Source organism: Campylobacter ureolyticus (assembly GCF_013372225.1).
GTDB classification, from domain to species: domain Bacteria; phylum Campylobacterota; class Campylobacteria; order Campylobacterales; family Campylobacteraceae; genus Campylobacter_B; species Campylobacter_B ureolyticus.
On sequence record NZ_CP053832.1, the window covers coordinates 1323770 to 1341986 of the forward strand.

An 18217-nucleotide genomic window follows, 5' to 3' on the forward strand; every position below is an offset into this window, starting at 1 on the left:
TTATCCTTTATTTTTCTTTGTTTTTATTAACATTCTACCGATTATATTTACACCTAAAACTACAACCGCTAACAAAAATGCTCCCGCCCATGCAACTGAATTTAAGTCCGCATCAGGACTTTGAGTAAATTCATAAATTGTATTTGTTAAGCTTGGCATTGGAGCAAATGGATTTAAAGTTAAAAAATCCCATGCACCTGAAGTAAATAAAAGCGGTGCAGTTTCACCTGAAACTCTTGCCACAGCTAAAACAACCCCAGTTAAAATGCCATTTTTTGCCGCACGAAATACAATTTGCATTGTAACTTTATATTTTGGTGCACCCAAAGCAAACGCCGCTTCTCTTAAGCTTTGTGGAACCAAAGTTAGCATATCATCGGTTGTTTTTAATATAACCGGTATCATCATAACAGCCAAAGCTAAAGCTCCAGCAAATCCATTATAAGAACCAAATGGTGATACCACAATAGCATAAATAAATGCACCAATTACAATTGATGGCGTACTCATCATAATATCGCTCATATTTCTTATAAAGTTTGATTTTCTATCATTAGCTCCGCCATATTCACTTAGATATGTTCCAGCCATTAATCCGATTGGAATTCCTATAACTGAGGCAATTCCTACTAAAATAGTATGTCCGATAAGAGCATTTCTAAGTCCGCCAAAAACAGTATCATCTATAAAAATAGAGCTACTAAATCCAGCTATTCCCTTAACTATCAAAGTCACCATTATCCACACTAAAAAAAACAATCCCAAAACTGCAAAGAAAATAGAAACATAATTTACTATTTTATTAGTTCTTACTCTTTTTGCAGCGGCTTTTTCTCTTATAGCTTTAAATTTATCACTCATTTTATTACCCTTTTCTTTCTAAGTAGCGCAAACTTTGCAACTGCAATCGTAATAAAGCTAATAACAAATAAAATAAGCGCTAAATAATACATCGAACTTTCATAAACTCTCATTCCCATTGCCTCGCCAAATTGTAAAGCAAGTGTTACTGGGATACTTGTTGCTGGATCTGAAATATTACTAGGAATAACAGAAATTCCACCAAGCAAAAACGCAACAGCCATAGTCTCACCAAACGCTCTACCTAAAGCTAAAATAATTGAACCAATAATTCCTGCTTTTGCATATGGAAAAATAACATTTTTTATAACATCGAATTTAGTAGCACCTAAGGCATAAGCTGATTCTTTTAAAATGGCTGGAGTTGTCTCCATACTATCTCTTGTAACTGAGGCAATAAATGGCAAAATCATAATCGATAAAACAAGTCCACCAGTTAAAAGTCCAAGTCCAGTTCCTCCAAAAAGCTTTTGAACAAAAGGAACAAAATATAAAAAGCCCCACATTCCATAGACAATAGATGGAATTGCAGCTAGTAATTCAATATTTACACTAAAAAAAGTCCTAACTTTAAATGGAGCAATTTCTGTTAAAAATATAGCTATACCGATAGCAACAGGCGTAGCTAAAAGCATAGCTATAAATGTTGAAACTATCGTTCCAAATATAGCAGCTGCACCACCAAGACGCTTATTTGCCACATCCCAAGTAGAATCAAACAAAAACCCTAACCCAAATTCATTTATAGCAGGAAGTGCCCTATAAAAAAGTGTTAGAAAAATAATAAGCAAAATAATTAAAACCAAAATTGAAGACATTTTTGCAAAAAATGAGAATATTTTTTCATTTTTTAAAGCATGGCGCTGAAAACCTGTCATTATAAACCTTTTTGTAAGTTATAGCTCTCTGCAAGAATTAGCAGAGAGTTTTTTAATTTAGTTGTTGTTTGGTTGAATGTCGTATTTTTTCCAATACTCTTCAATCATCTTAACAGTATCATCAGGAAGTGGTAAATATCCTAAATCAGCAGCTGCTTTTTTAGCTTTTTGACTTGTAAATGCCCATTTAAAAAATTTAGTTACTTTTTTACCATCTTCAGCGTTATCACTTGGTAAAACGATAAATGTTGCTGCAACGATCGGATATGATTTCTCACCAGCACTATATGCTAAAACATCATAAAAATGCTCATCAATGCTAAAATTTGAATTTAATGCAGCACGATCAAAGTTTTCTTTTGTTGGCTCAGCCCAATCACCATTTTTTGTTTTTAGAGTTGCTGCAGCTAAGTTTTCTTGAACTTTATAAGCGTATTCAATATATCCAATTGAGTTTGAAGTTTGCTTTATTGTTTTTGCTACAAGAGGATTTCCTTGAGCTGGAGTTACTTTTGCGCCCCAATTAATTGTTTTTGCAGCACCATAATTTTTAGCCCAGTCTTCATCTGCTCTTGCTAAATAACTTGTAAAGTTAAATGTTGTTCCACTTGATTCACTTCTTACAACTGGAACGATGTCTGCAGCAGGAAGTTTTAAATTTGGATTAAGCTCTTTTAGGTATGCATCATCCCATTTTGTGATTTTTCCACTAAATATTCCTGCAACTGCTTTGCCATCAAGCTTTAATTCATGATCTTTTACACCATTTATGTTATAAGCTAAAACAACACTTCCTGTAACTCCTGGAAATTGTAAAAGTTTTTTCTCTTTTAACTCCTCTTTTGTTAAAGCTGCATCAGTTCCACCGAAATTTCCATTTCTATCAGTTATAGCACTTACTCCTTTTCCGCTTCCACCACCGCTATAAGTTACTTGATTTTTAGTATCTTTGTAATATAACTTTGCCCACTCTTTATAAACGGGCATTGGAAAAGTTGCACCTTGACCTGAAATTTTGTCATTTGCACTCAAATTTGAAAAAACAAATGCCGAAGCGACTGCTAAAATAGCTAATTTTTTTACCATTTTTTATCCTTTTTCTAAAATTTGAAGCAATTGTAAGAAAACTTTATAACTTTTTGGAAACTTTTATAAAGCAGATAAAATTTAGACTAAACTCATAAAATTTAGCTATACTTTCACTATGAATAAACTTAAGCCACTTGCCTCTTTTAAATTTAAAAACTTTAAAATTTATTGGATTGGGATGAATGTCTCACTAATTGGCTCTTGGATGCAAAGTATCGCTCAACCTTGGCTAGCCCTTAGTATTACAAATAATGCATTTTTGGTAAGTTTGGTTGCCGTGGCTCAGTTTTTACCGCCACTTTTTTTAACTCTAATCTCAGGAGCTTTGGTTGATAAATTCGATACAAGAAAGCTACTTTTTATCTCTCAAACAGGACTTATGATAGTAGCTATTTTATTTACTTTAATAATGACAATGTTTGAAATTTCATTTTTAATGATAATGGTGCTTTCTTTTTTAAATGGAATATTTTTAAGTATTGATGCTCCAGCTAGACAAAGTTTTGTTTATGAGATAATAGAAGATGATAAATTTATACCAAACGCAGTTGCCCTAAACTCAATGAGTTTTAATGTGGCAAGAATTTTAGGGCCAGGACTTGCCGGACTTGTAATAGCTAGTTTTGGTATAGAGTATTGTTTTTTAATAAACTCAGTTAGCTTTGCGGCTATTATAGTAAGTCTATTTTTTATAAAAAATAGGAGAATTTTATCAAAAAACAGATCTAAAAATATGCTTTATTCTATAAGAGATGGACTAATTTATGCTAAAAATAATCATATCATATCAAGCATGTTATATTTACTTTTGATAATGGCTCTATTTTTACCACATTACAATGTAACGATTTCTGCATTGGCAAAATTTGAACTTAATGGAAATGAGAAGACATTTGGATATTTAATGAGTTTTTTAGGGATTGGTTCATTTTTGGGTGCACTTTTTATAGCAAGTTTTGGAAAACTTAATTTTAAAATGATTTTTGCTGCCCCAATATTAGCTTCTGTTTTCTTAATCTTAACAGGATTTAGTTCAAATTTTTATATAAGTGGGCTGTTTCTTTTAATGACAGGATTTTTCTTTGTTGTTGCAAGTTCTAGTATAAACTCAACCATTCAGCTAAAAACTAAAAATGAATATAGAGGAAGAGTTATGAGTATTTATTCACTGTTTTTTCAAGGAAGCATACCATTTGGTGCAATTTATAGCGGTGTTTTGGTTGATGTCTTTAAGCCAAGATATGGAATTTTAATGTGTGCTTTAAGTGCAGTAATTTGCATAATTTTACTTGTTAGATTCAAAAAGGTTTTGTTTTGGAAAGTTTAATTGTAGTAATTGATGATGAAGAGGATATGCTAGATCTTCTTGAGTTTAATCTTACAAAAGCAGGCTATGAAGTGCTTGGTTTTTTAAACACTTCTAAAATTGAGCAACTTTTAAATGAAGAAAATGTTGATTTGCTAATAGTAGATAGAAACTTACCGGGTGTTGAGGGAAGTGAGTTTATTAAGAATTTAAGACTTAAAGGATACAATAATTCAGTAATTTTTTTAAGTGCTAAAACTTCTATGAATGAGCAGCTTGAGGGTTTTGAAGCAGGAGGCGATGACTATATAACAAAGCCTTTTGAAATGGATAATCTACTTGCAAGAATCAAAGCTGTCTTAAAAAGAACAAAGAAAAAAGCAGATATTTATAAATTTAAAGATATTTTTATAAATTTAACAAATGCTGAAGTTTTAATTGGTAACACAAATATTGAGTTAACTAAATTAGAGACAAATTTACTTGTTGAGTTTATAAAAAATAAAAATATTTTACTCACAAGAGACTATCTTTTAAGTGTTATTTGGAATGATGAAAACTCAAGCGAAAAAACAGTAAATATTGCTATAAAAAGACTTCGTGAAAAAATTGATCCAACAAGAGAAAAAAAATATATAAAATCAATTAGAGGCGAAGGATATATGCTTTGTTAAAAATCTATCAAATTTTTTTTATAAATTTCATAACTATTTTTTTGATTATGTTTTTTAGCTTTTCTTTTTTTACCTACAAGGCTGATAAAGAAAGAAGCTATGAAAAAGCAGTAAATAAACTTAACACTATAAAAGAAATTTTAAGCATAACTCCAGGAAATTTATCAGATGATTTTATAAAAGGTCTGGCACTAAAAACAGATACCTATATTGCGGTTTTTGATGAAGATTTAGGCAAATTTACACTAAGCAACAATGAAATAATAAAGCTTGATATTTTTTTAGGACTTAAAAGCGTGATAAATAAAACAGATTTTGACTATATAAATAAACAACCAATAATATATGAAGCAAGCAGCGTTAAAATAGCAAATAAATCATATATAATAGTTGTTGCTACAAACCTAGAGAATAGTTATATAAATTTAAAAAATCTTTTTTTAAAACTATTTTTAATTTTTACTGTTTTTTTAATTTTAACATATTTAATAAATAGAACTTTTAGCAAAATTATAGGAAAAGAAATAGTAAAGATAAATTTCTTTTTAGATAAAATTTCTAAAAAAGATTACTCTTTTAATATTTCAAACTCATTTATAAAAGAGATTGACTTAATATATAAAAAACTCAATCAAGTTAAAGTTGATATAATAAAACTTGATAAAAAATTAAATCAAAAAACTGCTAAAATTCGTCTTAAAAACACTCAGCTTGAAGGAATACTAAGCGCTATTTCGCATGAGTTTAAAAACCCAGTTGCCATTATAAAAGCTTCATCTGATACTTTAAAAAATGATCCCTTAATGAGCGAAGAGTTTAAAAACAAATTTATAGAAAAAATTATAAAAAACTCACAAAAAATAGTAAATTTAGTTGATAAGATAAAACTCTCCTTTACTCAAAAAGAAATTATTTTAAATATCAATGAATTTAATTTAAAAGACATTGTAAAAGATGTTAAAAACGAGCTTTTAGAAAAATACAAAGATAGAAATATTTTAATAAGCGGCAACGATACTTTAATAAAAGCCGATAAAATTCTAATAAAACAAGTTATATTAAATCTAAGTGAAAATGCTTTGAAATATTCAAATGATGAAATTATTTTACAGATAAACGAACACTCTTTTTTTGTAAAAGATAGAGGAATAGGAATAGAAGAAGAAAACTTAAATTTAATAACAAAAAGATATTTTAGAGTAAGTAAAAATAGCTGGGATAACTCTCTTGGATTGGGGCTTTACATAGTAAAGCAAATTTTAAAAATACATAATTTTAATTTTATAATTAAAAGCGAATTTGGTAAGGGCTCAAATTTTGGTTTTGAGTTTTAAAATTTGATATAATCTTTTTTCATAAAAAAAGGATAAATTAAATGGAAAAAGAAGTTACACTTAAAAACTTATTCATACCAATATATTTAAATATGCTTTTATCGCTTTTTACCATCATTATAAATACATACATGATAAGTTTGATAGAGCCTCATTTAGTAGCAGCTATGGGAGCTGGAAATCAAATATTTAATTTAATGGTAAATGTTTTTAACCTTTTAGCAGTAGGCTGCTCAGTTGTTGTAGCTCAAGCTATTGGCGCAAGAAATAAAAAACTTGCAATTAGAAGTGTTCATGTAAGCATAGCATTTAATGCGGCTCTTGGATTAGTTGCTGGAATTTTTGTTTTTAGCCTTGCTAGAATTATCTTAAAACTTATGCAAATTCCAAGTGAAATTTTTGATGAAAGTTTAATATATCTAAGAGTCATTAGTATTGTATTTTTTATAGATGCGGTTGCTATAGTTTTGATTGCTGTAATTAGATCTTATGGATATGTATCTCACACAATAATAGTATCTGTTTTTATGAATGTTTTTACAATATGTGGAAACTATATTGCACTATTTGAGCCATTCGGACTTTCATATTATGGTCTTTTTGGAGTTGGAATCTCAACCGCTTTGGGTAGATTTTTTGGTGTTTTTATTTTATTTTATATTTTAATAAAAGTTGTTAAAATTCCAATATTTATATCTCTTTTTTTTAAAGCTCAAAACTATGTCTTAAAAAAAATTCTTTCAATAGGACTTCCAAGTGCAGGAGAAAATTTCATCTGGACTTTTCAATACATAGTAGCTTTTAGTTTTGTAGCAAGTATGGGGGCAAATAGTCTTACAGTTCAAACCATATTTTTTCAAATTTCAGCATTTATATTTTTTGCAAGCAGTGCAATAGGCATCGCAAATGAAGTAATAGTTGCTAGAATGGTTGGAGCTGGTAAAAACGAACTTGCATATAAAGAAAGTTTTAAAAATTTAAAAATAGGCTTTTTAGTAACTGCTGGATTTTTAATATTAGTGTTTTTTAATCAAGATTTTATAATGAGCTTATTTCATCTAGATAATGATATTAAAAGCATTATGAAACCTCTTTTTATACTTTCACTATTTTTAGAAATAGCAAGAACACAAAATGTAATAATGGTAAATGCAATTAGAGCTAGTGGGGATGCTAAATTTCCATTTTACATGGGAGTTATATTTATGCTTGGAGTTTCACTTCAAATCGGATATACTTTAGGAATTTATTTAGGAATTGGAATACTTGGTGTTTGGATAGGGTTTTTAGCTGATGAGAGCTTAAGAGGCTTGGCAAATACTTTTAGATGGAAAAGTAAAAAATGGCAAGGTAAAAAAGTGGTATAATCAACCTTCTAAGATTATCAAAAAAGGACATATTTATGGATAAACATGAAAAAAAAGTAACAATTAATTACCTAAAATCACAAAAAGGCAAATCAAAATTAACTATGATAACTGCGTATGATGCACTTTTTGCAAATATTTTTGATGGATTTGTTGACATGATTTTAATAGGCGATAGCGTAGAAATGAACTTTAATGGACGAGATGATACATTAAAAGCCACAATGCAAAATATGATTTATCATACAAAAGCAGTTTGTAGAGGTGCAAAAACCTCATATATAATTGCTGATATGCCATTTGGTAGCATAAAAGATGAAAAAACGGCTTTAAAAAATGCTATTTTATTCTATAAAAAAACAAAAGCTGATGCGGTTAAAATAGAAGCAAACACTATTCCTCTTAGTATCATTAAAACTATTGTAAACAACGGAATTGCAGTAGTTGCTCACATTGGCTTAACTCCCCAAAACTCACGCGATGAGGGTGGATATCATGTAAAAGCAAAAGAAAAAAATGAAGCTAAAATGCTAATTCAAAAGGCAATAGATTTAGAAAATGCTGGAGCTTCGATATTAGTAGTTGAAGGAACAATAGCAAGTGTTGCTGAAAAAATCACACAAAGTGTAAAAATACCAGTTATTGGCATTGGAGCAGGAAACAAAACTGATGGACAAGTTTTAGTTTTTAGTGATGCGTTTGGATTTTATGATAAATTTAAACCTAAATTCGTAAAAAGATTTTTAAATGGAAAAGAACTCGTTCAAAATGCTTTATTTGAATACATAAACGAAGTAAAAAGTGGTAAATTTCCAGATCAAGAACATAGCTACAATGGATAGCAAATTTATAAAATTTGATAAATTTGACATAAAAGCTACTAAAAAGCGTGTAAAATATGCAAGACTTAGGGTTGATAGAAATGGCGATATACATCTAACTTTGCCAATTTTATTTCCTAAATTTATGGTTTTAGAGTTTTTAAACAAAAATAAAGACTGGATTGAAAATAGAGTTAATTTTATAAAAAGTAAATCACTTCCAGAAGATAAAACTATGCTTTTAGGTCAAATTTATAGTTTAAAATTTGATGAAAGTTTTAAAAAAACTGAGATTTTATGCGATGAAATAAGAGCTTTAAATTTAAATGAATTTATAAAATTTAAAAAAGATTTTGCAAAAAATGAGTATATGAAATTTATAAATTTATATTTGCCAATTATAAATCAACCTATCAATAAACTAACAATTCGAGATATGAAAACTAGATGGGGAAGTTGTAATTTTAAAAAAGGATATATAAATCTAGCTTTAAATTTAGTGGAAAAAAGTCCTGAATTAATCGAATATGTAGTGCTTCACGAACTAACTCATCTAATTTTTCCACATCATCAAAAAAGTTTTTATGACTATATCGGCAATTTAATGCCCGATTTTAGAGATAGAGAAAAAATGCTTAAAGGTTAATATTTTTATTTAATTTATCTAATTCGTCTGAATATTGGTTAACCATATTTATTAAAATGCTGGAGAAATATTCAGGTGTTATATTATTTAACATTATATTATTAGCTAAATTTTCCTCTTGTCCGTTATCATTTTTACCTAACCATTTACATGCAATCCACCACTTATTAACGCTGAAACCATTTTTATTTTTTCCGCTAAAGTCTATTTTTCTACAATCGATATTTTCATATTTATTATCTTTTCCTATACCATAGCATAAAAATCTCTGTTTGCTATCATCAAACTCAAAACAAAAATATAATTTCCAATCATTTTTCCTTATTATCATAATATCCTTGCCACCTCTACCATTAAATTTTTTATACTCTATTATAAATTCATCAGATAGCCTTTCTTTTACAATTTTATATGTCTTTTGAGTAAATTCATCAACTATTTCTTTTTCTGCCTGTTCAAAATCTTGATAAATAGCTTTTGCTATTTCATAATTTTCTTTTATGATATTTCTTACATCTGTACTTACCATCTTGTATTCTCCATATAATTTTTTTATAACCTTTTCATATTCCGTAATGTAAAAATTTAAATTTGTTAAATTTTCAACTTCATTTTTACACTCTTTTAGCCATTTTGTAATTTCTAGCTTGTAAGTAAAAATATGTAATTTTATTTTTTCATCATTGTTTATTAAAAAATTATTTTTTATTTTATAATTCCCTAAACTATATTTACTTGGAAATTCCCTATCTAAACTAAGATATATAACCTCTATATCTTTAAAATTTGCATCTTTATCTATTTTTATAGTTTTTATATATCTTTCTATTTGAGCTTCTTGATCACCTGCATAAATTTTATTTTCTAAAATAACATGTTTATTTCCATCCGTTATATAAATATCTATATGTTTGTATTCTTTAAAAACTTCAGCATTTTCATAATTAAAATCTCTTATATCGCAAATTTCTAAAAATTTTTTTAAAAATAAACTTTTTTGATAATGTGTGCCTGCTGGATTTAGAAGAGAATATATAAAGCCCGAATGAAGTCTAACTTCATCATTTTGATCTAAAAGCTCAGTAAAAATATTATAATCATTAACTCCGCGAAGCTTTCTTAGCTCAGATTCTTTTTTAGCCATACTAACATCTTGAATTAGCTTATTAAAATTTATCATTTTTATCTTTCAATCAATAAATCTCTTAGTTAAATCACCGTAGCTATCAATCCTTCTATCTCTTAAAAATGGCCACCAACGCCTTAAATTTTCGCATCTTTGCTTATCGATCTCAACAACTTCACAAAGCTCACTTTCATTATCACTTCTAAAAAGCTCTTCGCCTTGTGGTCCAAAAACAAAGCTATTACCCCAAAACCTAATGCCATCACTAACGCCACTTTTATCTGGTTCAAAGCCAACTCTATTTACTGCAACAACTGGAAGTGTGTTTGCTACAGCATGACCTCTTTGAACACTAACCCAAGCTTCAAGTTGGCGGTATTTTTCATCTTCTTCATCGCTATCAAACCAGCCAATAGCTGTTGGATAGATTAAGATTTCTGCTCCTTTTAAAGCCATTAATCTTGCAGCCTCAGGATACCACTGATCCCAACACACCAAAATACCAAGTCTTCCAACACTTGTATCTATTGGCTCATATCCTAAATCTCCTGGTGTAAAATAAAACTTTTCATAAAAATTTGGATCATCTGGGATGTGCATTTTGCGGTATTTTCCAGCTATTTCTCCATCTTTTTCAAAAACAACAGCAGTATTATGATAAAGTCCAGCAGCTCTTTTTTCAAACAAAGATGTTACCAAGACAACACCGTTTTTCTTGGCAACTTCACTCCAAAATTTAATATCATCTTCATAGGAATTTGCATAATCAAATAAATTAACATCCTCATACTGACAAAAATACTCACTTTGATGAAGTTCTTGCAAAACAATTAAATTTGCACCTTTTAAAACTGCTTTTTCTATCAAATTTACTGTTTTTTGTCTAGTTTGGTCTTTTGAAATTTCAAATTTTTGTGAAATTATGCCTACTTTTAAATCTTTCATATCTTACCTTTTAAAATGTATTTTAAAAATTATAGCAAATTTAATCTTTTTTAGAGTCATCAACTGGATCAAAATGAATATCTATATCCCACTCAAAATTTGGATAACTGTCTTTTATATAATTAATTAACACTTCACCTTCATCATGAGCATTTTGCAAAGAAATATCTTTTTTAAAAACCAAATCAATGCTAAAATAAGCTTTATCTACACTTTGCCTAGTTTTTAAATTATGATAACTAAGAACTAAATTTCTACTTTTTATAAAATCGACTATATTTTCAACTATATTTTTATCAATAGCCCTATCAAGCAGTATATTTCCACCTTCTTTTATGAGCTTTACAGAGCTTATAAAAATATAAACACTAACGATAATGCCAAAAAGAGAATCAATTAAAACAAAACCTGTAAAATATATAATTATAAGAGCTAAAATAGTTGCTATATTTGTGTAAAGATCACTTTTATAGTGTAAAATATCGGCTTTTACAATTAAAGAACTTTTTTTCTGCAAATGAAGATAAAAAACTAAAAGTCCAGTAGTTAAAGCCGAAATAACCATAACCAAAATTGCGATATCAGTTTTTATCTCACCTTGGGAATAAAATATATTTTTAACGCTTGAATAAAATATAAAAAGCCCAACTCCAAGTATAAAAAGCCCTTCTAAAAATGCCATTAAAGCTTCAAGCTTGCTAAGTCCGTAGTTGAATTTAGAATTTGCTTTATCTTTTGATTTTTTTAAAGCTGCATAGTTTAATCCTGAAATAATAGAATCAAGCATCGAATCAATCGCCGATGCCATAACAGCAATTGAACCACTAAAAAGTCCTGCAGTTAGCTTAAATATAGCTAAAACAAAAGCAGTAACTCCTGCAACAAGCGGTGGACTTACTTTAAAAAATAAAGTTTTGTTTTTTAAATTTGACATTTTTTGCTTTCCTTTTAATTATCAATAAAATAACTTATTGATAATTATAGGACTAAAATCTAAATTTATACTTAATATTGAAACGCTATTAAATAGAAGGTTATTTAAATTTTTTTCTTAGTTGCTTGTTTAAAATAAAGTACAATCAAACCAATTATTATAAGTAAGATAAATGGCATAATTAATGGATTTTGCTTTATGAGGCTGAATAAATTTATAAGCATATCACCTGAAAAATAACTTAAAAGCCCAAGACTTAAAGCCCATATAAAAGCACTTATTATATTTATAATGCTAAATTTATAAAAGCTATATTTTGTAAGTCCAATGGCAAGTGGAACTAAAGTTTTTAAACCATATATATATTTTTTAAATAAAATAATTTTTCCACCATGTTTTTTAAATAATATTTGAGCTAAAGCTAAATTTCGTTTTTGCTTTTTAAAATATGGCATAATTTCTTTTTTATTATACCTACTCAAATAAAAAAGAAGAGTATCCCCCAAGGCATTTGAAATAGTCGCTATAATTATAACGAGTGATAAATTCATGCTTCCAGCATAGCTTAAAACTCCAGCGGCAATTATTGCAACCATACCACCGCCAAGTGTGTATAAAAATAAAATAATATATCCATAAATTGAAAGTGAAGTTAGCATTTCGCTCATCAATAAGCCTTTTTTATAGTTTTTACTAAATTCTCAAATGCATAACTATCTTGATTAAAGATCTTACCAGTATCAATATTTACTACAAATCCACCTATATTTACGCCGGCAAAAGCTCCGGCTTTATTAACAAAAGCATAAACATCCTTATCAAATACACTAACAGCTCCAACGCTTGCACTAGCCTTATACAAAGAAACTGTTGCATCCACTCCAAGTTTAATATCTGCATTTATCATAGAATTTAAAATTTCATCATTCATAACAAAAAGTACCATATAGTTATCTTCATAACCTATTTGAAAGCCAATACTTCCATTTGATACACTTGCTTCATATGCATTAAAATTTGAGCCATTTTTTATAAGAGCAACCCCATTTCCATACATTCCTGCAACTATAAAACCAACTTTTTTAACACTTGGAAATATTAAAATGGCTTTTGAGCTATCAACTAAGCTTTTTTTATCAACATTTGCCTCTCTCATAGTAAGCTCATAAGCATTTGATGCATTCAACAAATCCTCGTCTTTTGCATGTGAATTTAAAGCTAAAAAAAATAAACTTAAAATAATTAAAATTTTTTTCATTAAAAATCCTTATTTTGCATATTCAGTAACTCGTGTTTCTCTTATAACACTTACTTTTATTTCTCCTGGATATTGAACATTAGCTTTTATATCATCAGCTATTTCTTTTGCAACTAAAACAGCCTCATCATCATTTATCAAATTTGCATTTACCATAACTCTTATTTCTCTACCAGCATTTATTGCGTATGCTTGCTTTACTCCATTTTTGCTAGTAGCTATCTCTTCAACCTCAGAAACTCTTTTTAAGAAACTTTCAAGTACTTCACGTCTAGCTCCAGGTCTTGCAGCACTTAGCGCATCAGCTGTACAAACTGCAGCACACTCTATACTTTGTGCTTCCTCATGTCCATGGTGAGCATATATCGCATTTATAACAACTGGGTGTTCTTTATATCTTTTACAAATTTCAGCTCCTAAATCCACATGACTTCCCTCATATTCATGAGTTAAGGCTTTACCAATATCGTGTAAAAGTCCAGCGCGTCTTGCTAAATTTTCATCTCCACCAGTTTCAGCTGCAATAATTCCAGCTAAATGAGCAACTTCAAGACTATGAGCAAGAGCGTTTTGCCCATAGCTTGCTCTAAATTTAAGCTTTCCAATTAATTTTATGATTTCTGGATGAATTCCGCTAAGCCCTAAGTCCATAACGATATTTTCACCCTCTTCTAAAATACTTGCTTCAAACTCTTCACATACTTTTTTATGAATTTCTTCAATTCTAGCAGGCTGAATTCTTCCATCTTCAACCAATAACTCAACAACTCTTGTTGCAATTGCTCTTCTATAAAGGTTAAAGCTACTTAAAATAACTGCATGTGGGGTATCATCAATTATAACATCAACGCCTAAAACCATTTCTAGGGTTTTTATATTTCGCCCCTCTTTACCGATAATTCTACCTTTTAAATCATCATTTTTTATATCAACAACATTTATAAGTCGTTCTGCTGCATACTCTCCGGCAAATCTAGTTGTAGCTTGAGCTATGATATAGTTTGCTCTTTTTTTTGCCTCTTTTTTTGCCTCTTCTTCATATTTTCTAACAATGTGAGCAATGTCTCCACGGCTTCTTTCTTCAACTCGTTTTAAAATTTCATCTTTTGCCTCTTCTTCTGTTAGGCCTGCAGAATGCTCTAAAACTTTTAAAGCCTCTTCTATTTTAGTTTCATAGTTTTTCTTTAATAGCTTTCCTTCATCATACATATTTTTAGCATCTTTATGAAACTCTTCAATTTTTTTGGTATTAGTATCTAGAGTTTGCTTTTCTTCAACAAGCTCTTTTTGTTTTTTATCAAGTTCAGCTGTTTTTAAATCAAAATCTTTTTGAATTTTTAAAACTTTATCTTCATACTTTTTTTTAGCATCAAACTCAGCTTCTTGGATAGTTAGTTTTGCATCTTTTAAAATACTTTCAGCCTCATATTCAATAGCTTTTGCTTTTGCTTTTGCCTGCTCTACAAAGATATTATAATTTGCTTCATTTATTTTTTTAGATATTAGATATCCTGCACCAACTCCCACTGCACCGGCTCCTAAGCCTAGAATTATTTCTATCATTTTTTCCTCTTATTATGTAATTTTTCTTTGGAGTTAAGTAAATATCACATTTAATATCATGTTTTTGTGAAATAATCTCTTTTATATACATATCGCAAATCTCCACAAAAATAATTAAAGGCTTATAATTAAGATTATCAAAAAATCTATCATAAAAGCCCATTCCATGACCAATTCTAGCCATTTTTCCATCAACTCCAATAACTGGAACTACAGCTAAATCTATTTTTTTCTTAAAAACATTTTGAGATCTATTTTCTAAGATGCCAAAACGAGATTTATAAAAAGGTCCTCTTAATTTTACCATTTCAAAGCTAAGATTTCGCATAAGCGGGATAAAAATTTCATTACTTTTTGCTAATTTTCTTCTTAAAAGTAACAAATTAGGCTCATTTGCCGTTGGCATAAAAAATAAAATTTTCTTAGAATTTGTTGTTTTAATTATCTTTTTTAGATTTCTTAAAATTTCATAATGGTTACACTTAGCTTTTGTTTTAGTAATAAATTTAAGCTTTTTTTTAGCTCTTTTTCTAAATATTTCTTTTGTCATCATTTAACGGTTATTTTATTAAATTTATGTATAATTTTAGATTAAAAAGATTTTAAATAGAGGAATTTTATGAAATTTATCAAATTTATAGTATTGTTTTTGATTATTTTTTTTGCAGGTTGCGATAAAAAAGATGATAAAAAATCAACTTCTACTTTTAAAGATAGCAATAAAACTTTAAATTTAGAACAAAATGAAGCTATTTTAACAACCAACTTAGATGCGCCAATTACAATTAAATTCACCAATCATAATCTTATAAGCGTTACTAAAACTGGCGATGGAATAAATATAGAAAATAGCGATAAAGCTACAATTTTTTTCTTTTTCACACCTTGGTGCCCTCCTTGCTTGGTTCAAATACAAGTGCTTAATAATTTGGCCAATAAATTTGAAAATGATATCAACATTTACGGGATTGTGGTAAAAAATGATGAAAACCCAAGCGAAAATAAAATAAGTCTAGAAGATATAAAATTTCAAATAAGCCAAAGCTTGGAAAATGAAACTTTGATGGATGCAATAGGTGGAATTAAAAATATACCTTTTATGAGTGTTTATAAAAAAAGTGGAAAGCACTATAAAGACTATTTAGGTATAATACCCGAAGAAATGCTTGAAATAGAGATTAAAAAGGCTATAAAATGATAAATTTTTTTAAAAAAGGTTTGCAAAAAACAGTTGAAGCGATGAAATCTGCCAAACCTAAAAACGAAAAAATTTCAAAAGATATTTTAGAAGAGATGCTTTTAGAAGCAGATGTCGATTATGAAATAGTTGAAGAGATAATTTACTATCTTCCACCACAAGATGAAGTTTCAAAAAAAGATTTAGAGCGTGTTTTAAATACATATTTTATGTATGAAGATAAAAATATATCAAAACAAAAACCTTTTGTTGAGTTAATTTTAGGCGTAAATGGCGCTGGAAAGACAACATCGATTGCAAAATTAGCAAATTTATATAAAAAAAGTGGAAAAAAGGTAATTCTTGGAGCTTGTGATACTTTTAGAGCTGGAGCTATCGAGCAACTTAGACAATGGGCAATAAAACTTGATATTCCTATAATTGCATCAAACCAAGGTCACGATCCAGCAGCTGTTGCATACGATAGCATAAGCTCAGCAGTTGCAAGAGGATATGATAATGTTTTAATTGACACAGCAGGAAGACTTCAAAACCAAAAAAATTTAGCAAATGAGCTAGAAAAAATAGTTAGAATTTCATCTCGCGCCATGCCAAGTGCACCACATAGAAAAATTTTAGTTCTTGATGGAACACAGGGAAATAATAGCGTTAAGCAAACTTACGCTTTTAATGAAATTGTAAAACTTGATGGGGTGATAATTACAAAGCTTGATGGAACATCAAAAGGTGGAGCACTTTTTGGAATAGCAAGGGAGCTTGAACTTCCAATTTTATATATCGGAGTTGGCGAAAAAATGGATGATTTAGTCAAATTTGATGCAAAGGAATTTGTAAATACACTTTTAGATGGGATTTTTGAAGAATAATGGCTAAAAAAAAGACAGTTTTTGAATGTAGTGCATGTGGAAACAAACAAGCTAAATGGATGGGAAAATGTCCTGAATGTGGTGCTTGGGATAGTTTTGTTGAACTAAGTGAAGAACAAATTAAATTTATAGAAACTTCTTCAAAAATAATAACTACTCCAAATAAAGCACAAGAAATTTGTGATATAAAAATAGAAGATGTTAAAAGAGTCTCAACAGAGGATAAAGAGCTTGATTTAGTTTTAGGTGGCGGGATAGTAGAAGGCTCACTTGTGCTAATTGGTGGAAGCCCTGGGATTGGCAAATCAACGCTTTTACTAAAAATAGCTTCAAATTTGGCAAAAAAATCCTTAAAAGTTCTTTATGTAAGTGGAGAAGAAAGCCTTAGTCAAATAAAACTAAGAGCCGATAGGCTAAATGCTGTTTCAAAAAATTTATATCTTTTGGCTGAAATTTCACTTGAAAATATTAAAAATGAACTTTTACAAAATGAGTATAAATTTCTAGTTATAGATAGTATCCAAACTCTTTATAGTGACGCTATAACCTCAGCTCCAGGATCTGTTTCACAAGTAAGAGAAATAACATTTGAGTTAATGCGAATAGCTAAAGAAAAAGGAATTTCTGTTTTTATCATAGGTCATATCACAAAAGAAGGCTCAATTGCAGGTCCTAGAGTGCTTGAACACATGGTTGATGTGGTGCTTTACTTTGAAGGAGATGCTAGTAAAGAGCTAAGAGTTTTAAGAGGATTTAAAAACCGTTTTGGCTCAACAAGTGAAGTTGGCATATTTGAAATGAGTGATAAAGGCTTAATAAGCGCAAAAGATGTAGCAAGTAAATTTTTTACAAGAGGCTCTGCTGTGAGTGGAAGCGCAATAACAGTTATAATGGAAGGTTCTCGCCCATTAATAGTAGAAATTCAAGCCCTAGTTTGTGAAAGCTCATATCCAAAAAGAAGTTCAACTGGATATGACAAAAACAGACTTGATATGATAATAGCCTTGCTTGATAGAAAAATGGAAATTTTACTTGGACATTATGATGTTTTTATAAATGTAATTGGCGGTGTTAAGATAAGCGAAACTGCTGCTGATTTAGCTGTAGTTGCGGCAATTGTAAGCAGTTTTAAAAATCGCCCGATTAGCAAAGAAAGTATATTTTTAGGAGAAGTTAGCTTAAATGGTGAAATTCGTGATATTTCAAACCTAGATCTTAGAGTAAAAGAAGCAAAAATGCAAAATTTTAGAAATGTCATAGCCCCATCTTTACCAATTGAAGAAAAAGGAATAAAAATATTTCAAACAAAAGAAATAAGGCAAATTTTAGATATGATGTAAGCGTTTTATGG

Annotated in this window: 19 protein-coding genes; 9 read left to right on the forward strand and 10 right to left on the reverse strand. The window is 29.2% G+C overall.

Annotation, left to right across the window (positions count from 1 at the left end):
• The 3 genes from pstA to pstS are packed head-to-tail and all read right to left on the reverse strand — an operon-like array spanning nt 1 to nt 2825.
• The gene (gene pstA, locus CURT_RS06710; protein ID WP_018712655.1) at nt 1-861 is read right to left on the reverse strand and encodes a phosphate ABC transporter permease PstA; all 861 of its coding nucleotides are present in this window, start codon (nt 859-861) and stop codon (nt 1-3) included.
• Nucleotides 858-1739, reverse strand: coding sequence for a phosphate ABC transporter permease subunit PstC (gene pstC / locus CURT_RS06715; protein ID WP_018712656.1), 882 nt, complete (start codon nt 1737-1739; stop codon nt 858-860). The genes pstA and pstC overlap by 4 nt, the downstream gene beginning before the upstream one ends.
• A 57-nt stretch (nt 1740-1796) precedes the next feature.
• A complete protein-coding gene (pstS, locus tag CURT_RS06720) occupies nt 1797-2825 on the reverse strand; it encodes a phosphate ABC transporter substrate-binding protein PstS (protein WP_018712657.1) in 1029 nt (342 codons plus the stop codon).
• Nucleotides 2826-2943: 118 nt separating this feature from the next.
• Between pstS and CURT_RS06725 the strand changes: the two genes are divergently transcribed.
• Genes CURT_RS06725 through CURT_RS06750 form a run of 6 tightly spaced genes read left to right on the forward strand, consistent with a single transcriptional unit; the run spans nt 2944 to nt 8976 of the window.
• The gene (locus CURT_RS06725; protein WP_081617944.1) at nt 2944-4155 is read left to right on the forward strand and encodes an MFS transporter; all 1212 of its coding nucleotides are present in this window, start codon (nt 2944-2946) and stop codon (nt 4153-4155) included.
• A complete protein-coding gene (locus CURT_RS06730; RefSeq protein WP_018712659.1) occupies nt 4143-4808 on the forward strand; it encodes a response regulator transcription factor in 666 nt (221 codons plus the stop codon). The genes CURT_RS06725 and CURT_RS06730 overlap by 13 nt, the downstream gene beginning before the upstream one ends.
• Nucleotides 4802-6142, forward strand: a complete 1341-nt coding sequence (locus tag CURT_RS06735) for a sensor histidine kinase (RefSeq protein ID WP_018712660.1) — start codon at nt 4802-4804, stop codon at nt 6140-6142. Before CURT_RS06730 ends, CURT_RS06735 begins: the two co-directional genes overlap by 7 nt.
• Before the next feature lie 41 nt (nt 6143-6183).
• Complete coding sequence (locus CURT_RS06740) at nt 6184-7509, forward strand: MATE family efflux transporter (RefSeq protein WP_018712661.1); 1326 nt, start codon at nt 6184-6186, stop codon at nt 7507-7509.
• 35 nt (nt 7510-7544) lie between these two features.
• On the forward strand, nt 7545-8351 hold the full coding sequence (panB, locus tag CURT_RS06745) for a 3-methyl-2-oxobutanoate hydroxymethyltransferase (RefSeq protein WP_018712662.1): 807 nt from the start codon (nt 7545-7547) through the stop codon (nt 8349-8351).
• On the forward strand, nt 8344-8976 hold the full coding sequence (locus CURT_RS06750; RefSeq protein ID WP_018712663.1) for a M48 family metallopeptidase: 633 nt from the start codon (nt 8344-8346) through the stop codon (nt 8974-8976). Before panB ends, CURT_RS06750 begins: the two co-directional genes overlap by 8 nt.
• Here the strand turns inward: CURT_RS06750 and CURT_RS06755 are convergent.
• The 7 genes from CURT_RS06755 to CURT_RS06785 all read right to left on the reverse strand — a co-directional run bounded on the left by CURT_RS06755 (nt 8966) and on the right by CURT_RS06785 (nt 15355).
• On the reverse strand, nt 8966-10156 hold the full coding sequence (locus tag CURT_RS06755) for a PDDEXK-like family protein (protein WP_018712664.1): 1191 nt from the start codon (nt 10154-10156) through the stop codon (nt 8966-8968). The genes CURT_RS06750 and CURT_RS06755 overlap by 11 nt on opposite strands.
• A gap of 9 nt (nt 10157-10165) precedes the next feature.
• Nucleotides 10166-11047, reverse strand: a complete 882-nt coding sequence (locus tag CURT_RS06760; RefSeq protein WP_018712665.1) for a carbon-nitrogen hydrolase — start codon at nt 11045-11047, stop codon at nt 10166-10168.
• A 40-nt stretch (nt 11048-11087) separates the two neighbouring features.
• Complete coding sequence (locus CURT_RS06765; RefSeq protein WP_018712666.1) at nt 11088-11981, reverse strand: cation diffusion facilitator family transporter; 894 nt, start codon at nt 11979-11981, stop codon at nt 11088-11090.
• A 104-nt stretch (nt 11982-12085) separates the two neighbouring features.
• A complete protein-coding gene (locus CURT_RS06770) occupies nt 12086-12649 on the reverse strand; it encodes a DedA family protein (RefSeq protein ID WP_018712667.1) in 564 nt (187 codons plus the stop codon).
• Nucleotides 12649-13239, reverse strand: a complete 591-nt coding sequence (locus CURT_RS06775) for a lipid-binding SYLF domain-containing protein (RefSeq protein WP_018712668.1) — start codon at nt 13237-13239, stop codon at nt 12649-12651. The genes CURT_RS06770 and CURT_RS06775 overlap by 1 nt, the downstream gene beginning before the upstream one ends.
• Nucleotides 13240-13248: 9 nt before the next feature.
• Nucleotides 13249-14802 carry a ribonuclease Y gene (gene rny, locus CURT_RS06780; protein WP_026320300.1) on the reverse strand — a complete coding sequence of 518 codons (1554 nt, stop codon included), beginning with the start codon at nt 14800-14802 and terminating at the stop codon, nt 13249-13251.
• The gene (locus CURT_RS06785) at nt 14735-15355 is read right to left on the reverse strand and encodes a 5-formyltetrahydrofolate cyclo-ligase (RefSeq protein ID WP_026320301.1); all 621 of its coding nucleotides are present in this window, start codon (nt 15353-15355) and stop codon (nt 14735-14737) included. The genes rny and CURT_RS06785 overlap by 68 nt, the downstream gene beginning before the upstream one ends.
• A 66-nt stretch (nt 15356-15421) precedes the next feature.
• Between CURT_RS06785 and CURT_RS06790 the strand changes: the two genes are divergently transcribed.
• The 3 genes from CURT_RS06790 to radA are packed head-to-tail and all read left to right on the forward strand — an operon-like array spanning nt 15422 to nt 18206.
• Complete coding sequence (locus CURT_RS06790) at nt 15422-16000, forward strand: TlpA family protein disulfide reductase (protein ID WP_018712671.1); 579 nt, start codon at nt 15422-15424, stop codon at nt 15998-16000.
• Entirely contained in the window at nt 15997-16866 is an 870-nt protein-coding gene (gene ftsY / locus CURT_RS06795; RefSeq protein ID WP_018712672.1) for a signal recognition particle-docking protein FtsY, read from the forward strand. The genes CURT_RS06790 and ftsY overlap by 4 nt, the downstream gene beginning before the upstream one ends.
• A complete protein-coding gene (gene radA / locus CURT_RS06800) occupies nt 16866-18206 on the forward strand; it encodes a DNA repair protein RadA (protein WP_018712673.1) in 1341 nt (446 codons plus the stop codon). The genes ftsY and radA overlap by 1 nt, the downstream gene beginning before the upstream one ends.
• The last annotated feature ends 11 nt before the right edge of the window (nt 18207-18217 follow it).

What these genes read in the sequence shown, in the direction of transcription:
- pstA (WP_018712655.1), bottom strand. Translation starts at nt 861, where the DNA reads ATGAGTGATAAATTTAAAGCTATAAGAGAAAAAGCCGCTGCAAAAAGA.
- pstC (WP_018712656.1), bottom strand. Translation starts at nt 1,739, where the DNA reads ATGACAGGTTTTCAGCGCCATGCTTTAAAAAATGAAAAAATATTCTCA.
- pstS (WP_018712657.1), bottom strand. Translation starts at nt 2,825, where the DNA reads ATGGTAAAAAAATTAGCTATTTTAGCAGTCGCTTCGGCATTTGTTTTT.
- CURT_RS06725 (WP_081617944.1), top strand. Translation starts at nt 2,944, where the DNA reads ATGAATAAACTTAAGCCACTTGCCTCTTTTAAATTTAAAAACTTTAAA.
- CURT_RS06740 (WP_018712661.1), top strand. Translation starts at nt 6,184, where the DNA reads ATGGAAAAAGAAGTTACACTTAAAAACTTATTCATACCAATATATTTA.
- panB (WP_018712662.1), top strand. Translation starts at nt 7,545, where the DNA reads ATGGATAAACATGAAAAAAAAGTAACAATTAATTACCTAAAATCACAA.
- CURT_RS06750 (WP_018712663.1), top strand. Translation starts at nt 8,344, where the DNA reads ATGGATAGCAAATTTATAAAATTTGATAAATTTGACATAAAAGCTACT.
- CURT_RS06755 (WP_018712664.1), bottom strand. Translation starts at nt 10,156, where the DNA reads ATGATAAATTTTAATAAGCTAATTCAAGATGTTAGTATGGCTAAAAAA.
- CURT_RS06760 (WP_018712665.1), bottom strand. Translation starts at nt 11,047, where the DNA reads ATGAAAGATTTAAAAGTAGGCATAATTTCACAAAAATTTGAAATTTCA.
- CURT_RS06765 (WP_018712666.1), bottom strand. Translation starts at nt 11,981, where the DNA reads ATGTCAAATTTAAAAAACAAAACTTTATTTTTTAAAGTAAGTCCACCG.
- CURT_RS06770 (WP_018712667.1), bottom strand. Translation starts at nt 12,649, where the DNA reads ATGAGCGAAATGCTAACTTCACTTTCAATTTATGGATATATTATTTTA.
- CURT_RS06775 (WP_018712668.1), bottom strand. Translation starts at nt 13,239, where the DNA reads ATGAAAAAAATTTTAATTATTTTAAGTTTATTTTTTTTAGCTTTAAAT.
- rny (WP_026320300.1), bottom strand. Translation starts at nt 14,802, where the DNA reads ATGATAGAAATAATTCTAGGCTTAGGAGCCGGTGCAGTGGGAGTTGGT.
- CURT_RS06785 (WP_026320301.1), bottom strand. Translation starts at nt 15,355, where the DNA reads ATGATGACAAAAGAAATATTTAGAAAAAGAGCTAAAAAAAAGCTTAAA.
- CURT_RS06790 (WP_018712671.1), top strand. Translation starts at nt 15,422, where the DNA reads ATGAAATTTATCAAATTTATAGTATTGTTTTTGATTATTTTTTTTGCA.
- ftsY (WP_018712672.1), top strand. Translation starts at nt 15,997, where the DNA reads ATGATAAATTTTTTTAAAAAAGGTTTGCAAAAAACAGTTGAAGCGATG.
- radA (WP_018712673.1), top strand. Translation starts at nt 16,866, where the DNA reads ATGGCTAAAAAAAAGACAGTTTTTGAATGTAGTGCATGTGGAAACAAA.